The 21,354-nt window shown below is 73.7% G+C and carries 21 protein-coding genes; 9 read left to right on the top strand and 12 right to left on the bottom strand.

Features of this window, described 5'->3' with window-relative positions:
* Positions 1 to 90 precede the first annotated feature (90 nt).
* The 3 genes from ABD207_RS04785 to ABD207_RS04775 are packed head-to-tail and all read right to left on the bottom strand — an operon-like array spanning position 91 to position 2,986.
* Entirely contained in the window at positions 91 to 759 is a 669-nt protein-coding gene (locus tag ABD207_RS04785; protein ID WP_344010269.1) for a LutC/YkgG family protein, read from the bottom strand.
* Positions 756 to 2,234: a LutB/LldF family L-lactate oxidation iron-sulfur protein gene (locus ABD207_RS04780; RefSeq protein WP_344010268.1), complete on the bottom strand. Its 1,479-nt coding sequence runs from the start codon at positions 2,232 to 2,234 to the stop codon at positions 756 to 758. The genes ABD207_RS04785 and ABD207_RS04780 overlap by 4 nt, the downstream gene beginning before the upstream one ends.
* The gene (locus ABD207_RS04775; RefSeq protein ID WP_344010267.1) at positions 2,231 to 2,986 is read right to left on the bottom strand and encodes a (Fe-S)-binding protein; all 756 of its coding nucleotides are present in this window, start codon (positions 2,984 to 2,986) and stop codon (positions 2,231 to 2,233) included. The genes ABD207_RS04780 and ABD207_RS04775 overlap by 4 nt, the downstream gene beginning before the upstream one ends.
* Before the next feature lie 272 nt (positions 2,987 to 3,258).
* Between ABD207_RS04775 and ABD207_RS04770 the strand changes: the two genes are divergently transcribed.
* The 4 genes from ABD207_RS04770 to ABD207_RS04755 all read left to right on the top strand — a co-directional run bounded on the left by ABD207_RS04770 (position 3,259) and on the right by ABD207_RS04755 (position 7,165).
* Positions 3,259 to 4,560 (top strand): alpha/beta fold hydrolase, encoded by a 1,302-nt coding sequence (locus ABD207_RS04770; RefSeq protein ID WP_344010266.1) that lies wholly within the window; start codon positions 3,259 to 3,261, stop codon positions 4,558 to 4,560.
* An 86-nt stretch (positions 4,561 to 4,646) separates the two neighbouring features.
* Positions 4,647 to 5,399: a PIG-L deacetylase family protein gene (locus ABD207_RS04765; protein WP_344010265.1), complete on the top strand. Its 753-nt coding sequence runs from the start codon at positions 4,647 to 4,649 to the stop codon at positions 5,397 to 5,399.
* Positions 5,396 to 6,292: a sigma-70 family RNA polymerase sigma factor gene (locus ABD207_RS04760; RefSeq protein WP_344010264.1), complete on the top strand. Its 897-nt coding sequence runs from the start codon at positions 5,396 to 5,398 to the stop codon at positions 6,290 to 6,292. The genes ABD207_RS04765 and ABD207_RS04760 overlap by 4 nt, the downstream gene beginning before the upstream one ends.
* 48 nt (positions 6,293 to 6,340) lie before the next feature.
* Complete coding sequence (locus ABD207_RS04755) at positions 6,341 to 7,165, top strand: pentapeptide repeat-containing protein (protein WP_344010262.1); 825 nt, start codon at positions 6,341 to 6,343, stop codon at positions 7,163 to 7,165.
* On the opposite strand, the gene ABD207_RS04750 is transcribed toward ABD207_RS04755, so the two are convergent.
* Positions 7,133 to 8,620, bottom strand: a complete 1,488-nt coding sequence (locus ABD207_RS04750) for a cytochrome P450 (RefSeq protein WP_344010260.1) — start codon at positions 8,618 to 8,620, stop codon at positions 7,133 to 7,135. The genes ABD207_RS04755 and ABD207_RS04750 overlap by 33 nt on opposite strands.
* A 139-nt stretch (positions 8,621 to 8,759) precedes the next feature.
* On the opposite strand from ABD207_RS04750, the gene ABD207_RS04745 reads away from it, so the two are divergent.
* A complete protein-coding gene (locus tag ABD207_RS04745) occupies positions 8,760 to 9,368 on the top strand; it encodes a TetR/AcrR family transcriptional regulator (protein ID WP_344010258.1) in 609 nt (202 codons plus the stop codon).
* A gap of 119 nt (positions 9,369 to 9,487) precedes the next feature.
* The gene (locus ABD207_RS04740) at positions 9,488 to 10,216 is read left to right on the top strand and encodes a DUF2470 domain-containing protein (RefSeq protein WP_344010256.1); all 729 of its coding nucleotides are present in this window, start codon (positions 9,488 to 9,490) and stop codon (positions 10,214 to 10,216) included.
* On the opposite strand, the gene ABD207_RS04735 is transcribed toward ABD207_RS04740, so the two are convergent.
* The 3 genes from ABD207_RS04735 to ABD207_RS04725 form a co-directional block, all read right to left on the bottom strand.
* Positions 10,184 to 11,383, bottom strand: a complete 1,200-nt coding sequence (locus tag ABD207_RS04735) for a lactonase family protein (RefSeq protein WP_344010254.1) — start codon at positions 11,381 to 11,383, stop codon at positions 10,184 to 10,186. The genes ABD207_RS04740 and ABD207_RS04735 overlap by 33 nt on opposite strands.
* Before the next feature lie 112 nt (positions 11,384 to 11,495).
* Complete coding sequence (locus ABD207_RS04730) at positions 11,496 to 12,743, bottom strand: FUSC family protein (RefSeq protein WP_344010253.1); 1,248 nt, start codon at positions 12,741 to 12,743, stop codon at positions 11,496 to 11,498.
* 149 nt (positions 12,744 to 12,892) lie between these two features.
* The gene (locus tag ABD207_RS04725) at positions 12,893 to 13,381 is read right to left on the bottom strand and encodes an FBP domain-containing protein (protein ID WP_344010252.1); all 489 of its coding nucleotides are present in this window, start codon (positions 13,379 to 13,381) and stop codon (positions 12,893 to 12,895) included.
* A gap of 218 nt (positions 13,382 to 13,599) precedes the next feature.
* Here ABD207_RS04725 and ABD207_RS04720 point away from each other — a divergent pair, with 218 nt between their 5' ends.
* Both ABD207_RS04720 and ABD207_RS04715 read left to right on the top strand, forming a co-directional pair.
* On the top strand, positions 13,600 to 14,889 hold the full coding sequence (locus ABD207_RS04720; RefSeq protein ID WP_344010250.1) for an ROK family transcriptional regulator: 1,290 nt from the start codon (positions 13,600 to 13,602) through the stop codon (positions 14,887 to 14,889).
* A 62-nt stretch (positions 14,890 to 14,951) separates the two neighbouring features.
* Positions 14,952 to 15,263: a hypothetical protein gene (locus tag ABD207_RS04715; protein ID WP_344010249.1), complete on the top strand. Its 312-nt coding sequence runs from the start codon at positions 14,952 to 14,954 to the stop codon at positions 15,261 to 15,263.
* A 454-nt stretch (positions 15,264 to 15,717) separates the two neighbouring features.
* Here the strand turns inward: ABD207_RS04715 and ABD207_RS04710 are convergent, their stop codons facing one another.
* The 4 genes from ABD207_RS04710 to ABD207_RS04695 form a co-directional block, all read right to left on the bottom strand.
* Positions 15,718 to 16,749, bottom strand: coding sequence for an SDR family oxidoreductase (locus ABD207_RS04710; protein ID WP_344010247.1), 1,032 nt, complete (start codon positions 16,747 to 16,749; stop codon positions 15,718 to 15,720).
* A 352-nt stretch (positions 16,750 to 17,101) separates the two neighbouring features.
* Positions 17,102 to 18,313, bottom strand: a complete 1,212-nt coding sequence (locus ABD207_RS04705; RefSeq protein ID WP_425580623.1) for an FUSC family protein — start codon at positions 18,311 to 18,313, stop codon at positions 17,102 to 17,104.
* 114 nt (positions 18,314 to 18,427) lie between these two features.
* The gene (locus ABD207_RS04700) at positions 18,428 to 19,084 is read right to left on the bottom strand and encodes an HAD family hydrolase (protein ID WP_344010245.1); all 657 of its coding nucleotides are present in this window, start codon (positions 19,082 to 19,084) and stop codon (positions 18,428 to 18,430) included.
* A 166-nt stretch (positions 19,085 to 19,250) separates the two neighbouring features.
* Complete coding sequence (locus ABD207_RS04695) at positions 19,251 to 20,276, bottom strand: PHP domain-containing protein (protein WP_344010244.1); 1,026 nt, start codon at positions 20,274 to 20,276, stop codon at positions 19,251 to 19,253.
* A gap of 155 nt (positions 20,277 to 20,431) precedes the next feature.
* Between ABD207_RS04695 and ABD207_RS04690 the strand changes: the two genes are divergently transcribed.
* Positions 20,432 to 20,668 (top strand): hypothetical protein, encoded by a 237-nt coding sequence (locus ABD207_RS04690; RefSeq protein ID WP_344010243.1) that lies wholly within the window; start codon positions 20,432 to 20,434, stop codon positions 20,666 to 20,668.
* 130 nt (positions 20,669 to 20,798) lie between these two features.
* Here the strand turns inward: ABD207_RS04690 and ABD207_RS04685 are convergent, their stop codons facing one another.
* A complete protein-coding gene (locus ABD207_RS04685) occupies positions 20,799 to 21,347 on the bottom strand; it encodes a VanZ family protein (RefSeq protein ID WP_344010304.1) in 549 nt (182 codons plus the stop codon).
* Positions 21,348 to 21,354: the final 7 nt, after the last annotated feature.

Here is a 21,354-nt window from a genome sequence, read left to right as displayed (position 1 = left end):
TTGCTCATCGCCGGATCAATGGGGCGGGGCACCAGGAAGTCCGAGGGCGTCACGCATCACAGCCCCCGGTACGCGAGGAGCCACGGCGTGCTACGAGCCGCCCGTGCCGCCCGGCAGGCCGGTCACCAGCACGACCTCCAGGGTGCGCGGGCCGTGCACCCCTTCGACCCGGTCCAGCTCGATGTCGCTGGTGGCGGAGGGGCCGGAGATCCACGTCAGCGGACGCACCGGGTCGAGGCGTTCGAGCGCCTGCGGCACGGAGGAGACCACCTGGCCGGGCACCCGCACCACGCAGATGTGATGGTCGGGCACGAGGGTGATGCGGCGGCGGCCCTGGTCGGGCGAGCCGTCCAGGACGATGGTGCCGGTCTCGGCGATGGCGACCGCGCAGGCGGTCACCACGCTGTCCACCCGGTCCAGTTCGCCCGGTGTCTGCTCCGCCCGGTCCGCCACCCGCTGCACGTCCGTCTCCGCCAGCCAGCTCTCGTCCAGGCCCGGCGGGACCACGACCGACGTGGCGCCGCGCCGGTGCAGCAGGGCGGCGACGGTCGCGGCGAGCCCCTCGGCGTCCGTGCGGTGCACCAGGGCACGGTAGTCGGCGAGGTTCCCGGCGAGCAGCTCGACCGTCTCCTCGGCGCTCCGCTCGCCGTGCTGGCGCAGATAGCCGCGGGGGACCGCCTGCTCGTAGGGGGTGTCGTCGCCGGGCACGCCGTCCAGGGCGCGCCGCACCCGGCCCAGGATCCGTTCCCTGCTGCTCACTTCGCCTCGTCCTTCCCGCCGCGTGTGCGCTGCCACCAGTCGCGGAACGGCTCCGGCGGCACCGGTGGCAGATCCCGGGTGCCGCTCCACGCCCTGCCCGGCCCGGGCAGCGTGCGCGGATGCAGCCGGCGGGTGCGGGAGGCCAGGCGCTGGGCGGTGCGCAGGGCACCGGGCCGGGTGAGCGCCCAGCGGGCGGCGCGCATCGCGGCACGCTCGGCGGCATGCCCCTTGGCGGGCCGCAGCACCACCTTGTTGCCCTCGCGGATCACCGGCCCGCCCTCGACGACCCGCTCCCGCAGATGCACCAGCACCTCGGGGATGTCGATGGCGACCGGGCACACCTCGTAGCAGGCCCCGCACAGGCTCGACGCATACGGCAGCGAGGCGTCGATCTCGCTGGCCGTGCCCCGCAGCTGGGGGCTGAGGATGGCGCCGATCGGGCCCGGATAGACCGAGCCGTAGGCATGGCCGCCGGCCCGCTCGTAGACGGGGCAGACGTTCAGGCAGGCCGAGCAGCGGATGCAGCGCAGAGCCTGTCGGCCGACCTCGTCGGCGAGGGTGTCGGTGCGGCCGTTGTCCAGCAGCACCAGATGGAAGGCGCGCGGACCGTCGTCGTCCCGCGTCCCGGTCCACATCGAGGTGTACGGGTTCATGCGCTCGGCCGTGGAGGAGCGGGGGAGGGTCTGCAGGAACACCTCCAGGTCCCGCCAGGTCGGCACGATCTTCTCGATGCCCACGACCGAGATCAGCGTCTCGGGCAGGGTCAGGCACATCCGCCCGTTGCCCTCGGACTCCACCACCACCAGCGTGCCGGTCTCGGCCACCATGAAGTTGGCCCCGGAGACGCCGACCTTGGCGCGCAGGAACTTCTCCCGCAGATGCAGCCGGGCCGCCTCGGCCAGTTCCGCGGGCGAGTCGGTCAGGCCCTCGGGCGCGGACCGGCCCCACTCGCCCATCTCGCGGGTGAAGATGTCCCGGATCTCGCCGCGGTTGCGGTGGATCGCCGGGACCAGGATGTGCGAGGGCCGGTCCTTGCCCAGCTGCACGATGAGTTCGGCGAGGTCGGTCTCGTAGGCGCGGATGCCCTCGGCCGCGAGCGCCTCGTTCAGCCCGATCTCCTGGGTGGCCATCGACTTGACCTTGACGACCTCGGACTCGCCGGTCTCCTTCACCAGCCGGGCCACGATCCGGTTGGCCTCCTCGGCGTCCGCCGCCCAGTGCACCACACCGCCCGCGGCCGTGACCGACTCCTCCAGCTGCACCAGATAGCGGTCGAGATGCCGCAGCACATGGTCCTTGATCCGCTTGCCGGCCTCCCGCAGCTCGGCCCAGTCGGCGACCTCCGCGACCGCCTGCTCCCGCTTGCCGCGGATGGTGTGCGTGGCGTGCCGCAAGTTGCCGCGCAGGGTCGCATCGCGCACCGAGGCGCGTGCGGCCTGCGGGAACGCCGGCATCCCGATAAAGGTCCCGCTCATACCGCCGGCTCCTCCCGCGTGCTCGCCAGGATCTCCGCGAGGTGCACCGGCCGCATGCTCGTGCCGAGCCTGCTCATGGTGCCCCCGATGTGCATCAGACAGCTGTTGTCCGCCGCGCACAGCACCTCCGCGCCGGTCGACTCCGCGCTGCGCACCTTGTCGGCGCCCATCGCGGAGGACACGTCGGAGTTCTTCACCGCGAAGGTGCCGCCGAACCCGCAGCACTCCTCCGCCCCGGGCAGCTCCACCAGCTCCAGTCCCTCCACCGCCTCCAGCAGCCTCCGCGGCCGGTCGCCGAGGCCCAGGCTCCGCAGCCCGTGACAGGTCGGGTGGTAGGTCACCTTGTGCGGGTAGTACGCTCCGACGTCCGTCACCCCCAGCACGTCCACCAGGAACTCGGTCAGCTCGTAGGTCCGGGGCACGACCGGCGCCAGGGTGGCGGCCAGGCTGTCGCCGCGCCCCTCCGCCCGCGCCCGTTCACCCATGCGCGGATACAGCTCGCGCACCATCGCCCCGCACGAACCGGACGGGGTGACGATCGCCTCGTACTCGCCGAAGACCTCGGCGAAGTGCTCGGCCAGCGGCTCCGCCTCGTGCCGGTAGCCGGTGTTGTAGTGCGCCTGGCCGCAGCAGGTCTGGTCCATCGGGAAGTCGACGTCCACGCCCAGCCTGGTCAGCAGCTTCACCACGGCCCGGCCCGTCCCGGGGCAGAGGGTGTCGTTGACACAGGTCAGGAACAGGGCGACACGCATCGCGGCTCCCAGTTGTCGATCATCACGTCAGAGCAGGGTAGTGCGCCCCTCCGCGCGCGGGGCAGACCGGCGGTCAGGGCCTGCTGAGTTCCACACCGCGCGTGCGCGCCCCGCGCGGGGGAACCCGATGCGGCGAGGGCGTGCCGGTCCCGCGCTCTCTGCGCCCCCTGACCGACCGATCAGCAAGTTTTACGCGATCCGGGCTCGTTGACCGCAGAAACATGTGCTGGACTGGGGCGCGGTCCGATCGTCCGTCCGTCCCGGGAGACCCGTTGACGCACAGCTACCGCCAGCCCGGCGTCGTCCTCACCGACCACCGCTTCACCGTTCCGCTCGACCACGACGACCCCTCGGGGGAGACCATCGAGCTGTACGCCCGCGAGGTCGTCGCCGCCGAGAAGGCGGGCCGGGACCTTCCGTGGCTGGTGTACCTCCAGGGCGGACCCGGGTTCGGGGCGAACCGTTTCATCGGGAAGCAGGCCTGGCTGGGCCGGGCCCTGGAGGACTACCGCGTACTCCTCCTCGACCAGCGCGGCACCGGCCACTCCACACCGGCCAACCGGCAGACCCTCCCGCTGCGCGGCGGCCCCGCCGAACAGGCCGGCTACCTCGCCCGCTTCCGCGCCGACTCCATCGTCCGCGACTGCGAGGCGATCCGCCCCCAGGTCACCGGCGGCGCCCCCTGGACGGTCCTCGGGCAGAGCTTCGGCGGCTTCTGCACGCTCACCTATCTGTCCTTCGCCCCCGAGGGCCTGGACACCGCGATCATCACCGGCGGGCTGCCCTCGCTCGACGGCCACGCCGACGACGTCTACCGGGCCGCCTACCCGCGCATGGAGCGCAAGGTCACCGCCCACTACGAGCGCTACCCGCAGGACGTCGAGCGGGCCCGCCGCATCGCCGACCACCTCCTCACCCACGAGGTGACCCTGCCGAACGGCTACCGGCTCACCGTGGAGGCGTTCCAGTCCCTCGGCATCCTCCTCGGCAGCGGCGACGGCACCCACCGCCTGCACCACCTCCTGGAGGACGCCTTCGTCCGCACACCCGCCGGCCCCGCCCTGTCCGACGCCTTCCAGGAGCAGGTCCAGCACCTGCTCTCCTTCGCGAGCCACCCGCTGTACGCCCTGGTCCACGAGGCCTGCTACGCCCAGGGCGGCCGCCCCACCGCCTGGGCGGCCGAGCGGGTGCGCTCCGAGTTCCCGCAGTTCGACGCGGCCAAGGCGCTCGCGGGTGACGAGCCGCTGCTGTTCACCGGGGAGACCATCCACCCCTGGACCTTCGACTGCGACCCCGCGCTGCGCCCGCTGCGCGAGACCGCCGAACTGCTGGCCGCCCGCACCGACTGGCCGCCGCTGTACGACCCGGCCCGTCTCGCCGCCAACGAGGTCCCGGCCGCGGCGGCCGTCTACCACGACGACCTGTACGTCGACACGGCCCACTCCCTCGCCACCGCCCGCGCAGTGAAGGGCCTGCGCACCTGGGTGACCAACGAGTTCGAGCACGACGGCGTGCGGGCCGGCGGCCCCCGGGTGCTGGACCGGCTGCTGGCGCTCGCCCGCGACCGGCTGTGACGCGACCGAGCGGCGCGCGGTGACGGCGGATCAACTCGCCGCATAGTGACGACAGGCCGCTGCTTCGACGTGGTTACGCTGCGGGCATGACGGATCCGTTGATCACGCAACTGAGCCCCATGCCCGAGGACTGGCAGCGCGCGCTCGCCGTGGTGGCCCACCCGGACGATCTGGAGTACGGCTGCTCCGCGGCCATCGCCTCCTGGACGGACGCCGGCCGCGAGGTCGCCTATGTGCTGGTGACCCGCGGCGAGGCGGGCATCGACACGCTCCCGCCCGAGGAGTGCGCCCCGCTGCGCGAGCAGGAGCAGCGGGCGAGCGCCGCCGTGGTCGGGGTGTCGACCGTGGAGTTCCTGGACCACAGGGACGGCGTCATCGAGTACGGTCCCGCGCTGCGCCGGGACATCGCAGCCGCCATCCGCCGGCACCGGCCCGAACTGGTCATCACCCTCAACCACCGGGACACCTGGGGCGGCACCCACTGGAACACCCCCGACCATGTGGCGGTCGGCCGGGCCACGCTGGACGCCGCCGCCGACGCCGGCAACCGCTGGATCTTCCCGGAGCTGACCGAGCAGGGCCTGGAACCCTGGGACGGCGTCCGCTGGGTCGCCGTGGCCGGCTCCAGCTCGCCCACGCACGCCGTGGACGCGACGGACGGAATGGAGCGCGCGGTGCGCTCCCTGCTCGAACACCGCGCCTATATCGAGGCGCTGACCGACCGGGACCCGGAGGAGTACGTGCGGGAGTTCCTGATCGGCTTCGCCCGGGAGGCGGGCAAGCGTTTCGGTGGCCGTCCCGCGGTCACTTTCGAGCTGTTCCCCAGGGCGTGGGCATGAGCGGCACGCAGGAGCTGGCGGAGCGCTTCGAGGAGCACCGCGCCCGGCTCACCTCGGTCGCCTACCGGATGCTCGGCTCGACGGCGGAGGCGGAGGACGCCGTCCAGGAGGCCTGGCTGCGACTGGGCCGCACCGACACCGCGGAGATCGGCAACCTCGGCGGCTGGCTGACCACCGTCACCGGACGGATCTGCCTCGACATGCTGCGCACCCGCACCGCGCGCCGCGAGCAGCCGATGGACGAGACGTTCGTCCCCGACCCCGTGATCAGGCCGCTCGACCACACCGACCCGGAGCAGCAGGCGGTGCACACCGACGCGGTGGGCGTGGCGCTGCTGGTGGTCCTGGAGACGCTGGCGCCCGACGAGCGGCTGGCGTTCGTGCTGCACGACATGTTCGCGGTGCCCTTCGACGACATCGCGCCGGTGGTGGAGCGCACCCCGGCCGCCACCCGCCAGCTGGCCAGCCGGGCCCGCCGCAGGGTGAAGGAGGCCACGCCCTCCACCGAGCCCGATCCCGGCAGGCAGCGGCAGGCGCTCGAGGCCTTCATGGCCGCGGCGCGCGGCGGTGACTTCGAGGCGCTGGTCTCGGTGCTGCACCCGGACGTGGTGCTCCGGGCCGACGCCGGTCCGCTGGTGCGCGGCGTCGCAGCGTCCAAGCGGCTGCAGGGTGCGAAGCCGGTGGCCGAGTCGGCGCTCATGTTCGCCCGGTACACCGCGGCCGCCACGATGGCCTGGGTCAACGACTCCCTCGGACTGGTCAGCCTGGTCGACGGCCGCCTGAACTCGGTCATGTACGTCACCATCGACGACGACGGCCGGATCACCGGCATGTACGTCCTGGCCGACCCCGAGCGGCTCGCCCGGCTCGACGTGTCCGGCCTGCGGGGATGAGACCGCACGGGCGCCGGCCGCGCCCAGCCGGTCTGTAGGGTGAACGCCGTGCGAGAGAAGACGGCCGGCCGGGCGGACCTGAGCGGCGACTGCGCGCAGTGCTTCGGACTGTGCTGCGTCGCCCTGCCGTTCGCCCGGTCGGCCGGCTTCGCCGCGGACAAGCCCGCCGGCACGCCCTGCCGCAACCTCCAGGAGGACCACCGCTGCCGCATCCACGCCCGGCTGCGGCAGGAGGGCTACAGCGGCTGCACCGTGTACGACTGCTTCGGCGCCGGCCAGAAGGTCTCCCAGGTCACCTTCGGCGGACAGGACTGGCGCACCGGGCCGGACGAGCACGCCCGGCGCATGTTCGAGGTGTTCCCGGTGGTGCGCCAGTTGCAGGAGCTGCTGTGGTACCTCACCGAGGCCGTGGCGCTGCCCGCCGCCCGCCCCCTCCGGGCCGAGCTGCGCGAGACGCTGGAGGAAACGGAGCGGCTCACCTTGCTGCCGCCGGAGGAACTGGTCGGGCTGTCCGTGGACGCCCACCGGCAGCACGTCGGCGCCCTGCTGCAGAAGGCCAGTGAACTGGCCCGGTCGGGCCCGCGCGGGCGGCGCAGGGACCGCAGGGGTGCGGATCTGATGGGCGCCCGCCTCAAGGGCACCGATCTGCGCGGCATCAGCCTGCGCGGCGCCTGCCTGATAGCCGCCGATCTGTCCGGCGCGGACCTGCGCGGCGCCGACCTGCTCGGCGCGGACCTGCGGGACACCGACCTCACCGACGCCGACCTGACCGGCGCGCTCTTCCTGACCCAGCCGCAGGTGAACGCCGCACGGGGCAACCCGGGCACCCGCCTGCCGGAGTCACTGGGGCGCCCGGCCCACTGGGGCGTCTGAGACGGCCCTGCCCCTCACCGGCCGCCGCTCCACCCGCAGCCGCAGCCCCTCGGGCATCAGCGTCAGCCGTTCGGTCACCTTCAGCCGGTACGCCGGGTCGGCGTGGAACTCGTACCGCCTCAGCAGCAGTCCCAGCACCAGCGTCGCCTCGTGCAGCGCGAACTGCCGCCCGATGCAGGCCCGTGCCCCCGTCCCGAACGGCTTGAACACATGCGGCGGCCGCGACCGCACCGCCCGCGCCTCGAACCGGTCCGGGTCGAAGCGTTCGGTGTCCGGTCCCCACACCTCCGGATCCCGGTGCAGCAGCGGGGTGAGCACCAGCGCCCAGGCGCCCCGCAGCATCGGATGCTCCCCGGCCAGCACGGTGTCCTCGCGCGCCTCGCGGGCGAAGGCCGGCGCCGTCGGCCACAGCCGCAGCGTCTCGTCAAGGACCCGGCGGACGTAGCGCAGCTTGGCCACCTGCTCGTAGCCGGGCGCCGCCGTGTCGCCCCAGACCCGCTCCACCTCGGCGCGGGCGCGGGCCGCGACCCGGGGGTGCCGGGCGAGATGGTGCAGGGCGAAGGAGAGCGCGCCCGAGGTGGTCTCATGGCCCGCCACCAGGAAGGTGATGACCTGGCGGCGGACGTTCTCGGCCGACAGCCGCTCGCCGGTCTCCGGATGCGCGGTGTCCAGCATCCGGTCCAGCAGGTCGCCGCTCCCGCCGCCGTCGGCGCGGCGCGCCCGCACCACCTCGTCGACGATGTGGTTCAGCCGCTCGATGTCCGCGGCGTTGCGCCGGCCGGCCCGGCGCAGCAGCAGCGGAACCAGCGGACCGGGCACCGTGTTCAGCCGCTGCGCGTACGTGAGCGTCCCCACCATCGCCGTCACGAAGGGGTGCGGGCGGGAGCGTTCGAAGGAGCCGAAGTCGTACCCGAAGCCGGTGCGGGCGATGGTCTCCAGCGTCAGCTTGGTCATGTCGCCCGGCACGTCCACCGTCCGGCCCGCGGCCGCCGCCCGGTCCCAGTGGTCCGTCAGCCGCTCCGCCACCGACAGCATCATGGTGTGGTACCCCGCCATCGCCTCGCGGCTGAAGCCGGGTGCCAGCACGTCGTGCGCCAGCTGCCAGTTGGGCTCGTGGTTGTACGCGGTGAACAGGCCGTCGCCCGCGACCGGCCGCAGATTGGCGACGCCAAGACCGACGTGCTTGGCGAAGCGGGACTCGTCCGCGAGATCGGCCACCAGGCGGGCGCCCCACACGAACACGAACTCCTTGCCGAAGGCGTTCCGCCGGAAGACCGGCCCGAGCGAGGCGTACTTCAGCGAGTCCTGCAGCGGAGTGCGCCTGCTGGCGCCGATCACATCGCCGAGCAGCGGGAGCCGGTACGGCGGGTGCGGGATGCGATGCAGTTCTGGCCAGCCCAGCTCGGCGCTGCGGAACCCCTTCGGCAGCTCCGTCCCTGTCGTCGTCTCCGCCATGGAAGCGGTCTCCTTCACTACCGGCGGGCCTGCGCGCCGCGGGAGCCGTGTGGCCGTGTCCCCTCGCGTGTTGTACGCGGGTTCAATAGCGGCCTCAGTGTCGTCCCGCCGCTGAACCGGCGTCAAGTACAGTGCGGGAATGGCTGCGAACCAGGGCGAACGCACCCGCCGCCGGCTCAGCACCGAGGAGCGCCGCGAGCAGCTTCTGTCCGTCGGGGCGCGGCTGTTCTCCGAGAAGCCGTACGACGAGGTGCGGATCGAGCGGGTCGCCGAGATCGCCGGGGTCTCGCGGGGGCTGCTGTACCACTACTTCCCGGCCAAACGGGACTTCTTCGCGGCCGTGGTGGAGCGGGAGAGCGAGCGGATGCTGCGGATGACCGCCGCGGTGCCCGGCGTTCCGGTGCGCGAGCAGCTCGCCGCGGGCCTCGACGTGTATCTCGCGCATGTCGCCGAGCACGCCCACGGCTACCGGGCCTTCCATCGCGCCGAGGCGGCGGGGGACCAGGCGGTGCGCCGGGTCTACCGGCGGGCGCTCGCCGCCCAGGAGCGGCAGATCCTGGCCGCGCTGGCCGCGGACCCCGAGTTCGGGGCGGCGTTCGAGGAGCGTCCGGAGGTCCGGCTCGCCGTGCGCGGCTGGCTCGCCTTCACCACCGCCGTGTGTCTGGAGTGGCTGCGCGGCTCGGAGTTGAGCCGGGAGCAGGTGCGCGACCTGTGCGCCCGCGCCCTGCTGGGTGTGCTCGCGCACTGACCCGGGCGCCGGATCGGCCGGCTCGGCACGGCGAGGTCTCGTAAAGATCACCTGGGCCGGTTGGCGCACGCCCCGATCTCCGATAGGTTAGGCAAGGCTTACCTAAGAGGAGGTTGGGGATGGGTGACGACACGCACGGCTGGACGGCGGCTCCCGGCGCCGCGGAACGCGCCCGCTCGGTGCTGGCCGCCGCATGGTCCTGTGCGGTGACCGCGGAGGGCGCGCGGGAGGAGTTCGTCGGCGCGCACAGCGTGACCGAGGACGGACGCATCCTGCTGAGCGTGCCGGAGGACAGCGTGCTCCGCGCCGCCGCGATCTGCGCACCGCGCGGAGAGCCGTCCGCCGTGCTGGAGTTCGCCGATGTCGCGCCCGTCCCCGTGCGCGGCAGGATCCGCGCCCGGCTGTGGCTCGCCGGCTGGTTCTCCGCCGAGGACGGCCACCTGGTCTTCCGGCCCACCCGCGTGGTGCTGCGCCGTCGTTCCGGAGCGGTCCTGGTCGACCCGGACGAGTACGCCACGGCCGCGCCGGACCCGCTCGCCCTCGCCGAGGCCCGGCTGCTCACCCACCTCGCCGACTGCCACCCCGACGCGGTGGAGCGCCTCACCCGCCTGGTCGGCCCCGACAGCCTGCACGGCGCCGTCCGCGTCCAGCCGCTCGCCGTCGACCGGCACGGGCTGACCCTGCGCATCGAACGCGCCCGCACCGACGGCGACGTACGGCTGCCGTTCCACGCGCCCGCCGACGACATCGCCCAGCTCACCGAGCGCATGCATGTGCTGCTCTCCCAGGCGAGCGCGGCCTCCTGCCCGCGCGCCCTACAGCGGCAGCGCACAGACGGCGACGGGTGAGGCGAACGGCTCGCCCGCCGGCCGCAGTTCCCCGGTGTCCTGATCCACGCGGAACACCGTGACGCTGCCGGACTTCTGATTCGCCGCGAACAGCAGCGCGCCGTCGGGGGAGAGGGCGATCTGCCGGGGGAAGTCGCCGCCCACCGGCACCGTGTCCAGCAGCCGCAGCCGGGCGCCGTCCGCCTCGACGGCGTAACGGGTGAGGCTGTTGTCGCCGCGGTTGGCGAGAAAGGCGAAGCCCCCGTTCGGCGTCACCACGATCTGCGCCGGGTAGTTGGTCCCGGGACCCGTCCCGGTGGACTGCGGCGGCCCGATCCTCACCCGCCCCGACTCGGGGTCGTAGGCGCACACCGCCACCGTGTTGTCGAGCTCGTCGGCCAGATAGGCGTACCGGCCGCCGGGGTGGAAGGTCAGATGCCGCGGACCCGCACCCGGCCGGGTGCTCGCCCGGGCGGCCTCGGTGAGCCGGCCGGAGCTCTCGTCGAGCCGGTAGCTGTACACCGTGTCCGTGCCCAGATCGACGGCGAGGACATGTCCGCCGTCCGGAGCGGTGACGAACTGGTGGGCGTGCGGGCCCTGCTGCCCCGGCCCGGGCGGCGGGGAGGAGTGGACGACCAGCTCGCTGCGCTCGCCCAGCGCCCCCGAACCGTCGATCGGGTGCACCGTCACACTGCCGGAACCGTAGTTGGCGCTGAGCAGCCACCGCCCGCTCGGATGCACCGACAGATGGCAGGGTGCGGCACCGCCGGAGCTCTGGCTGCCCAGCACCTTGCGGTCGGCGATCCGGACGGCGGTCACCGCACCGTCGTCCCGTTCGTTCACCGCGTACAGGGTCCGGCCGTCCGGGTGCACCGCGAGATACGAGGGGTCGGCCACGCCGCCGATCGTCCCGGTGTTGGTGATCCGTCCCGTCGCCGGGTCGTACATGGCCAGGCCGATCCCCTCGCCGCCGCCCTCGGCCGAGGTGTAGGTGCCGAGGTACAGCGGGCGCGGACCGGAGGGCGACGGGCTCTGCTTCCGCGAGCCGCTGCTGGGCGCCGGTGACGCCGCCGGCCGCGAGCCGTCCGCGGGACCGTCCTCGCCGCCGCACCCGGGAACCGTCACCGCGGCGGCCGACCCCGCGAGCGCACCCACGAACCGCCGCCTGCTCCATCCGCCCGAGCTCATCCACCCACCTCGTCATCAGGGGCCCCGTGCACCCCGGCCACCCTGACGCCGATCCGCCGCCGGGGCAACCACACCAGAACAGGGGCGTGGGCTTGGACCCGCCTGAACGGGGTCACTTGACGCGATGGGACGCGCCACCGGACCCACGGCGCAGCCGGGCCGGGACGCCCTCGCGCAGCCGGGTCAGCCACGGCATCCGCTCCCGCTGCTCGCGCGAGTGCCGGTCGAGCTCCTCGAACAGGCGGCGCGTGCGGTGCTCGATGTCCATCTCGTCGAGGATGCGGTTGACCTCGGTCAGCACCGCGCCGTGCAGCTCCCACTGGCTGGGGTCGCGCCGCACCTCGTCGAGCAGCAGCTGCGCCAGCTTGTCGCGGGTGGCGGCGGCCTGCCGCAGCTCGGAGGCGAGCCGTTCCTCCGCCGACTCGGCGCTGGTGCTCACGCTGGTGGTCACCAGCACGGCGAAGCTGACCACCGCGTCGGCGATCTCCGCCAGCAGCGCCGCGAAGGTCGCCCCGGTCTCCGGCTCGAACAGCCGCTCGGGCTCCCGCTCCTTGGCCAGATCGGTCAGGCTGCGCGCCAGCACCCGCGCCACGACCGTGCAGATCTCCAGCGTGTCCAGTCCGGTGCGCAGCACCACCCGGTGCAGCAGCCCCTCCCGGACCCGCGGATTGAGCCGCAGACTGTCCTCCGCCTGCCGCAGCGCCGCGTCCACCTCGACGATGTCGTGGTCCAGACGGCGCGCCTCGTGCAGCCGGTCCGCCGCCACCTGCGACGGCGTGGGGCCGGTGGCCTGCTCGCCGATGCTCAGCATCAACTGCCGCAGCCGGCGGGCCAGTCCCTCGATCGACTCACCGGCCTCCTCCACCCACACCGGGGGAGCCAGCAGCAGATTGATGCCGAGCCCGACGATCGCGCCGGTCAGCGTCTCCACCACACGGGCCCATGCGTACTCCCCGCGGGTCGTCACCCCGAGCACCAGCATCGCGCTGATCGCCACCTCGGGGACGAACTCCTGCACCCGCACCAGATGACCGACCATCAGCGACGCCAGGATCAGCAGGCCCAGACTCCACCACGTCAGACCCACCAGGAAGCTGAAGAGGATCGCGACGAGCACCCCCGCCACCACGGAGTTCACCCGGCGCACGCCGGTGGTGATCGTGGAGTACAGGGTGACCTGCACGACGAGCAGCGCGGTCAGCGGAGCCGTGAGGGGCGCGGGCTCCGGGCTGAGCCGCAGGGCGATGACGTACGACAGCGTTGCCGCGGTGGCCGAGCGCAGCGCCTGGACGGTCACCGGGTCCCGGTGACGCTTGAAAAACTCCTTCACCGGCGCCGTCCACTTACGTACCACTCGCATCTACCGACGGTTCCCCTTCCCTGTTCGCGTCGAACACACAGGCCTGTGAGGAAAACTCCACTGGCGCACCATGGTCCGTCAGTCACCGGGAACGGCGCCTGCCGGGCGGGCGGAAACGCCCCTGAGGCCGAGCGGGGACGCCCTGAGGCCTACAGCTTGTCGAGGAAGGCGTGCAGATTGTCGCGGGTGCGTTCGATCTGCTGCTCCAGGGTGAGGCTTTCCTCGAAACGGGTCCCGGTCTCCGGGACCTTCTTGCCGCGCAGATAGAGGGAGCAGGCCAGATCGGTGCACATGTAGGCGCCGACCGAGTTGCCCTCCCGGCCGGCCGGTCCCGATCTGCGGGCGGTCATCAGAGAGACGCCGCCGCGCGGATGGGTGGTCAGGCAGAGCGAGCACATGCTGCGGTGCAGAAAGCCGCGGCGGCCGGGCTGGAAACGCAGGGCCACTCCGACCAGCCGGTCGTCGCGCTCGGCGACCAGATACGCCCGGTCGGGCGCGCCCGGATCGCGCCAGCCCAGGAAGTCGAGATCCTCCCAGGGCCGTTCGCCGAGATCGCGGGGCACGGCCAGCCGCTTGGCCTCGCCCTTCGAGCAGTTGATGAACGAGGTGCGGATGTCCTGCTCGGTGAGCGGGCGCATGACGGGTCTCCAGCGAATCGGTCGAGGGTCGGTCGAGCAAACCTAGGGGGTCTAGGTTTCGGTGTCAGCGTAAGGAGACCGGCGGGGGACGGGCCACTGAATTTCGGCGGGGTGGCCGGAGGGGATAGTTCAAAGCGTGAAATAAGTGGGGAGGAAAGTCGCGTGTGACCGGGCCTCGGCGGTATGTTGCAGGTCGGGCAGGGGGCGGAAGGAGCCACATGGCGGGGCGGAACGGGCGCACGGTACGCGACCTCAGGCGGGCCAACCGGACGGCCGTGCTGCAGCGGCTCTACTTCGACGGCCCCCTCAGCCGCTTCGAACTGGGCCCGGCCACCGGACTCAGCTCCGGCTCGGTGAGCAATGTGGTCGCCGACCTCATGGCCGACGGCCTGGTGGAGGAGGCCGGCAGCGTCGACTCCGACGGCGGCCGCCCGCGCACCCTGCTGCGCGTCGCCCCCGCCAGCGGCCACATGATCGGCGTGGACGTCGGCGAGACCCGGGTACGTGTCGAGCTGTTCGACCTCGCCCTCACCGAGCTCGCCCGGGCCGAACGCCCGCTGGAGCAGCAGCGGTACGCGGTCGAGGTCATCGTCGGCCACATCCGCTCCGGCATCGCCGAGGTGCTCGGCGCGGCGGGGCTGCCGCCCGAGCGGCTGCTCGGCATCGGCATCGGCGTCCCCGGCATCGTCGAGCACACGGAGGACGGCGGCGCCGTGGTGCACGGGCAGACCATCGGCTGGGACGCCGTACCGCTGGAGTCCCTGCTGCGCACCGGCTCCCCGCTGCCCGCCACCGTCCCCTACCTCATCGACAACGGCGCGAAGACGCTGGGCCAGGCCGAGATGTGGTTCGGCGGCGGACGCGGCGCGCGCAACGCCGTGGTGGTCCTCTTCGGCTCCGGCGTCGGCGCCAGCCTGGTGACCCCCGAGGTGGAGCAGGGCCGGGCGGTCGAGTGGGGCCATCTGACAGTACGGGTCAGGGGGCGCCGCTGCCGGTGCGGTGCGCTCGGCTGCCTGGAGGCGTACGCCGGCGCCGAGTCGCTGCTCGCCCGGTGGCGCGAGGAGGGCGGCCGGGTCCCCGAGGGCACCGACGAGGAGACCGCCCTCACCGCGATGCTCGCCGCCGCCTATCCGGCCGACGGTGCCCGGCCCGACGCCGCCGCGCTGGCCGTGCTGGAGGAGACCGCCGAGTACCTGGGCGCCGGGCTGTCCGACCTGATCAACCTGTTCCAGCCCGAGCGCATCCTCGTCGGCGGCTGGGCCGGCCTCCAGCTCGGCGAGCGCTTCCTGCCCGCCGTGCGCCGGCACGCCCTGTCGTACGCGCTGCGCCACCCGGCCGAGCGGGTGACCATCGAACTCGGCCGCCTGGGCCCCGACGCGGTCACCGTCGGCGCGGCGATCCTGCCGCTCGCCGACTTCTTCGCCCGCGGTGGACGCCGCGCGGAACCGGACCCCGAGACCCCGCCGCCCGCCTGGCGGGCTGCGCTGCGGGAGCGGGCCCCGCGCTGAGGTTTCACACGTCCTGGCGGAGGTACTCGCAGAGGCCGGCGTACGAACGAAGGGAGAGCGCCGTGACCGACCACCGCCTCGAAGGACCGGGGGAGAACGGTCCGGCCGTCCCGCGTGACCTGCCCGACCAGCAGGCCGGAGCCGGAGAGGACCCCTGGGAGGTGGCACCGCGCCAGGCCGGGGGCGAGTCCGACACCGCCGAGGGAACCGACCGGGAGGAAGAGGGCGGGCCGGAGCAGGCGCCCGGCACCGAGGAGACCGGGCCCGACACCGACGTGCCCGACACGGACGAGGCCGGCACGGGCCGCCGCGGCGCCCCGCACGCCGGGTCCCCCAACCCGGAGCACCCCGTACCGGACGAGTCGTCCGCCTGACGGGTCCCCGACGGACCTGCCGTTCGGGTCCGCGACGGACCTGCCGTTCGGGTCTGCCGACGGACCTGCCGTTCGGGTCTGCCGTTCGGGGTCCGCGCGGCGCATTCGCTGTTCGGGTCCGCCCGGCGCATTCGCTGTTCGGGTCCGCCCGGCAGGTGCGTCGGATCCGTCTGACGCACTGCCGTTCGCCCCGCCCGACGCGTGCGCGCCGGTCCAGATCCGCCCGCGCATCTGCCGATCCGGCTTCGCCCGGCGGGTGTGCCGGTGGATTCGCCCGCTCGGGCCCGCCGGCCCGGGTTCGCTCGGCGTGTCCGCCGACCAGGGTCCGTCCAGCGCGCCTGCCGGCTGGGATCGCCGGACGTGGCTGCCGCTCGCGTCAGCCGCTTGGGCCGGCCCGGCGGATCCGTCGGCGCTCTGCCGTTGAGGTTCGCCTTGACGGATCCGTCGGCGGACGTCACGCCACCTTGCGGCCCCGCAGTGGTTCGGTAGGCGCTCCCGCGCCTTCGCGGAGGCCCTCCAGGAACTCCTCCATCACCTCCGTCGCGCTGCGCAGCGGCTGCCAGCCGAGTTCCGCGCGTGCCCGCGTGCAGTCCATCAGCGGCAGCCGCAGCACGGCGTCGAAGAGATGCGGGGAGGCGGGCAGCAGATGCAGGCCCCAGGCGGCGGCGACCGCCGAGCGGGCCGCGACCCGCGGCATGCGCACCCGGCGGGTGCCGAGCATCTCCCCGAGCAGATCCGCGTCGACCGGCGGCTCGGCCGCCAGATTGAACGCACCCCGGACGTTCCCGTCCAGCACCGCCAGGTTGTGAGCGGTCGCTGCGTCGTCCGTGTGCAGCACCTGCACCCGCAGGCCGGGAATGTCGGGCAGGAACGCCAGCAGGTCCGGCCGCAGCAGCGGACCCGGCAGGTACCGGCCGCCGAAGATGCGGCGCTGTTCGCTCGCCGACTCGCGCTTGAACAGGAACGCCGGCCGCATGCGCACCACCCGCGTGTCCGGGTGGTCGCGCTCGAAGATGTCCAGCGCCCGCTCCAGATAGGCCTTCTCACGGCAGTACGCCGCGTCCGGCCAGCCGTGCGTGGGCCAGGACTCGTCGACCGGGCGCTCCTTGGGCCCCGGCGAGTACGCACCCACGGACGAGGCGTGCACCAGCGCGGGCACGCCCGCCTCGGCGACCGCGTCGAACACCCGCATGCTGCCCATCACGTTGGTGCGCCAGGTCGTCGCCGGGTCGTGCGTCGGCTGGAACGCCCAGGCCAGATGGATCACCGCGTCGGCGCCCGCGAACTCCTCGGCGAGGTCGGCGTTGCCGGAGGCCAGGTCCACCGCCGACCAGTCGGTCTTCGCCGGTGACCAGGCGGGCAGGCGCCGGGCCAGGCCCAGCACGGACGCGACCCGCGGTTCCTCCGACAGGGCGCGCACCACACTGGTGCCGACGTTCCCCGTGGCGCCCGTCACCACGACCCTCAGACCGGTCTCGCTGCTCACGGTCCACTCCTCTCGGCCGGCTGCTGTGCGGAGCCGACCGAGTACCCGCGACGCGGGCCGGACATGAGGGCGCGCGGAGAGAGGGGCAACAGTGAGCGGCGCGGAGCGCAATCGGGCGGTGGACATGGAGAGCCCCGACCGCGACGGGGGGATCACGGTCGGGGCGGTCATGAGGTGAGTACGGATGGCGGTCGCCTCTCGGCGAAAGGCACCACAGGGCTTCAGCCGAACGATCGTCCCTGTGGGCGAATGGTGAGGCCCGGGGACACTGTCCCATCCGCACCCACGCCTGGTTCAACGGGCAACCACCCTCGGGTGTTCCGCCGAATGTCTCTGTTTGCGGTGATGTGCGTCACTCGCCGTGTACGTCCGGAACCAGGTCGGCCCAGAGGTTCTCGGCCTGCAGCAGTAGCGTGCCCAGCACCGCAGCCCGAGCGGCACCCAGACCGGCGTGCTCCCGCATGCCCTTCTGCAGGTCCTCGTGGAGCTGCCGCATCACGGCTTCGGTCTCCTCGTCCGGGCGGCCCCCGCCGGTGGAGCCGTCGCGCGCCAGGCGGCGGGCCTCCGAGTGGCAGGTGTCCCCGATCAGCGCCAGCAGGCGCCCGCAGTGCCGCAGCGCCTCCGCGTCGGGGGCCGTGGGGGTGCGCTGCTCGTCGGCGGCCACCGCCAGCGCGCGGGTGAGCGCGGTGACGTGCCCGACGACCCGGCCGAACCGGTCGTCCTCCTCCGGCGGCAGCGCGGCCGTGGGCGCCCGGTGCAGCGCCCGCAGCACCCCGGAGGTGAAGCGCAGGCTCTCCCTGCTCCAGCCGCGCGCCGAGCGCAGCGCGTCCAGCCTGCTGTGCAGTTGCAGGGCGGCCGCGTGCCGGTCGGCCGCCGACTGGGCGTCCCAGTCGCCCTCCCGCAGATCACGGGCCACCGCGTGCAGCACGTCACCGGTCTCCCGGGCCAGCGCGGCCAGGTTCTCCCGCACATCACGCAGATGGATCGGCGGCAGCACCAGCGCGTTGACGGCCACGCCGATCACCGCGCCCAGCGCCGCCTGCCCGAGCCGGTGCCCGACCGCGGTCACGCTCACCGCGCCCGAGGCGATGGTGAACAGCGCCGTGGTGGCGGCGAAGACGCCCTGGTCGCCGAAGCGCGGCCAGTTCGACAGCAGCATCAGCACCGGCACGGACAGCGCCAGCGCGCCCGTCGCGTCGTCGGTCACCACCTGCGCCCCCGACGCCACCAGCGCCCCCACACAGATGGCCGTGAACTGCCGCCCCGCCTGGAGCACCGAGCTGTAGACGGTCGCCTGCACCAGCACCAGCGCCACCCAAGGGGCCATCAGCGCCATCGGATCGCCGAGCCACACCCACGCCACCAGCCAGGCCAGCAGGGCCGCCCCGGCGGCCTTCATCGACTGGACGAGCTGATCCCGCTCCCGCCCCGGCCCCCGCCACACGGCCCGCGCCGCCTGCCCGGCGGCCCGTACGTCCCGCCGCACCGCGTCGGCCATCCCGGCCATCGGCGTCGCCCGGCTGCGCGCCCTGCCCTCTCCCACCGTCTCCCGCACACCCGTCATGGGCCGCGGGTATCCCGGCACCCCAGGGGTTCACACCCGGGCCGCTCGCCGTCGAACGTCACACCAGGGCGCTCCCCATGGAACGTCACACCACAGGGCGCTCGCCGCCGGAGGTCACGCCAGCGGGCTCGCCGCCCGCGACGCCAGCAGGTGCGCCGGGTCGTCGTAGACCGCCTCGGCGCCGGCCCCCTCCAGGTCGCCCCGCGGGATGCCGCCGCACAGGACGCCCACACAGCGCACACCGGCCCGGCGGCCCGCCTCCATGTCCCACACGGTGTCCCCGACGAACACCGCCCGCTCCGCGGCCACCCCGGCCAGCTCCAGGGCGTGCTCGACCGGCTCGGCCGCGGGCTTGCCCTCCTCGACGTCGTCGGCACTCGCGGTCGCGGTGATCGCCTCGTCGGCGTCGATCGCCCGGCGCAGCGCGCTCAGCTCGGCGCCGCCCGCCGAGGTGGCCAGCACCACCTTCCAGCCGTCCGCGTGCAGCCGCTTCAGCAGCTCGCCCGCGCCCGGCAGGGCGGGCAGCCGGTCGAAGTACTGCCCGTAGAGCGCCTTGTGCGCGGCGCTCAGCTCGCCGTCGCGGTCCGGGTCCCGCTCGTCGCCGAGCAGATGCGCGACCAGACCGGCGGACGGCAGGCCCACGGCCCGGTGCACGGCGTGCATGGGCACCCGGTGGCCCGCCTGCCGGAAGGCCTCCCACCAGGCCGTCACATGCAGGTGGTTGGTGTCGACGAGTGTGCCGTCGACGTCGAACACGGCCGCGCGTTCCATTGCGGTCCTTTCCTCAGGCTCCTCTTGAGCGGTGCGGGTACCCGTCCGGGCCGCCGCCGCGCCTCACCCGTCACGGCAGCTTGCCCTCCCGCACCTCACCGATCACGGCAGCTTGCGCTCCCGCATCCCACCGGTCACGGCAGCTTGCGCTCCCATATCCCACCGGTCACGGCAGCTTCCGCTCCCGCGCCCAGTCCAGCAGCTGCTCGCGCGACCAGGTGGTGACCACCCGTTCGGGCGGCACGCCGCACTCCTCCGCGCGGGCGCAGCCGAGGATCTGCCAGTCCAGCTGGCCCGGCGCGTGCGCGTCGGTGTCGATGGAGAACAGCACGCCCGCCTCCACCGCCCGGCGCAGCAGCCGCCTGGGCGGGTCCAGCCGCTCCGGTCTGCTGTTGATCTCCAGGGCGGTGCCGGTCTCCGCGCACGCCGCGAACACCTCGTCCGCGTCGAACTGCGACTCCGGGCGCCCGCGTCCGCTCAGCAGCCGGCCGGTGCAGTGGCCCAGCACGTCGGAGTGCGGGTTGCGCACGGCGGCGACCATGCGGCGGGTCATCGAGGGGGCGTCCATGCGCAGTTTGGAGTGCACCGACACCACCACGACGTCGAGCCACTCGAGCAGCTCCGGCTCCTGGTCGAGGGAGCCGTCCTCGAGGATGTCGCACTCGATGCCGGTCAGCAGCCGGAACGGCGCCCAGGTCTCGTTGAGCCGCGCCACCACCTCCAGCTGCTCGCGCAGCCGCTCCGCCGACAGCCCGCGAGCCACCGTCAGCCGCGGCGAATGGTCCGTGAGAACGGCCCACTCGTGGCCGAGCGCCGCCGCGGCCCGGCCCATCTCCTCGATCGGGCTGCCACCGTCGGACCAGTCGGAGTGCAGATGGCAGTCCCCGCGCAGCAGCGCCCGCAGCCGTGCCCCGCCCCGCCCGGACGGGGTCTCGTCCGCCGCCTCGGCCTCCAGCTTCTGCAGATAGCCGGGCACCCGGCCCTCCAGCGCCTCCCGGACCACCTGCGCGGTCTTCGGGCCGACCCCCTTCAGCGACTCCAGCGACCCGGCCGCCGCGCGCTCGCGCACCTCCTCGGGCCCCAGCTCCGTCAGCACCCGGGCGGCGGTGCGGAACGCCCGGACCCGGTAGGCGGGCGCCAGGGACCGCTCCAGCAGAAAGGCGATCCGCTCCAACGCCTCGACGGGATCCATCGGCCCACCTCCTCGCTCCAGGGTTCCCCAGCGGGCGCACCGCCGCACACCGCCGGTGCGCCCCCGGTGGACCGGGGCGGAAACCGGCGCGCGGCGTCCGGGACGATTGCTTCCTGGACGCCGCGTTCGCGCCGATTGCGCTCTACGCTCTATTCATGACCGAAAGCGCGAGCCCGCACATCACCAAGCCGCGGATCATGGTGCTCGGAGTACAGCCCGGGTCACCCCCGTTCCGCATCGTGGAGATCGACGGACAGGTGGTCGGTGAGGCGAGGAGTATCACCGACGTGCTGCAGCTCGCCGCCGCGCACGGGATCACCGTCCACGACCTGGACGACCCGGACGTGGTCCGCTGGGTGGGCGGAGACAAGTTCACCTGGACCGTCCACTAGCGGCCGGTCATACCAGCGGAGACGGCGCCCAGGGCGGGCGCCGCGGTCGGCCTGTGCCCTTCGCGCCGGGTCGGGCGGGGCGTCGAGCGGGGTCGGATCGGGTTCAGATCGGGCGGGGCGTCGAGCCGGGTCAGGCCGGGCGCCTGCGGCGCGCGTGCACGGCGCGGCCCAGCCGCCGGCCCACCAGCAGATACCCCAGCAGCGCGCCCCCGGTGTTGAGGATGACGTCGTCGACGTCGAAGGCCCGCCCGGTGACCAGCGCCCCCTGGGCGAACTCGACCAGCAGCATCACCACGGCGGTCAGCAGCAGGACCCGCAGGAACCTGCGGGTGCGCGGAGCGATCACCGGGGTGAGGACCCCGAACGGCACGCCCAGCAGGATGTTGCCGCCGACCTGCCGCAGCGCGTCCCGCGCCGTGTGCTGGTCCAGATAGGCCCGCAGCGAGCGGCCCGGATGCAGATTGGTGTGCGTCAGGGCCTCGGAGGCGGGGGAGGGCTGCAGGGTGAGCCGGGCCAGGACCACCGCGAAGGCCACCATGAACACGAAGGCGCACGCCATCGCCAGCAGCCGCAACGGCAGCGGCAGCGGGCGCCGTCCGTCCGGCCCGCCCCCGCCGGGCGCCGCCGGCCGGGAACGCCGGAGCCCGGCGGACAGGGAGCGCGAGGCGGAGCGGGCCATGAGGTCC

It is taken from the genome of Streptomyces thermospinosisporus (assembly GCF_039526425.1).
GTDB classification, from domain to species: Bacteria; Actinomycetota; Actinomycetes; order Streptomycetales; family Streptomycetaceae; genus Streptomyces; species Streptomyces thermocarboxydovorans.
The sequence above is the reverse complement of the archived record's forward strand: the minus strand, read 5'-3'. Positions and strand labels throughout refer to the sequence as shown.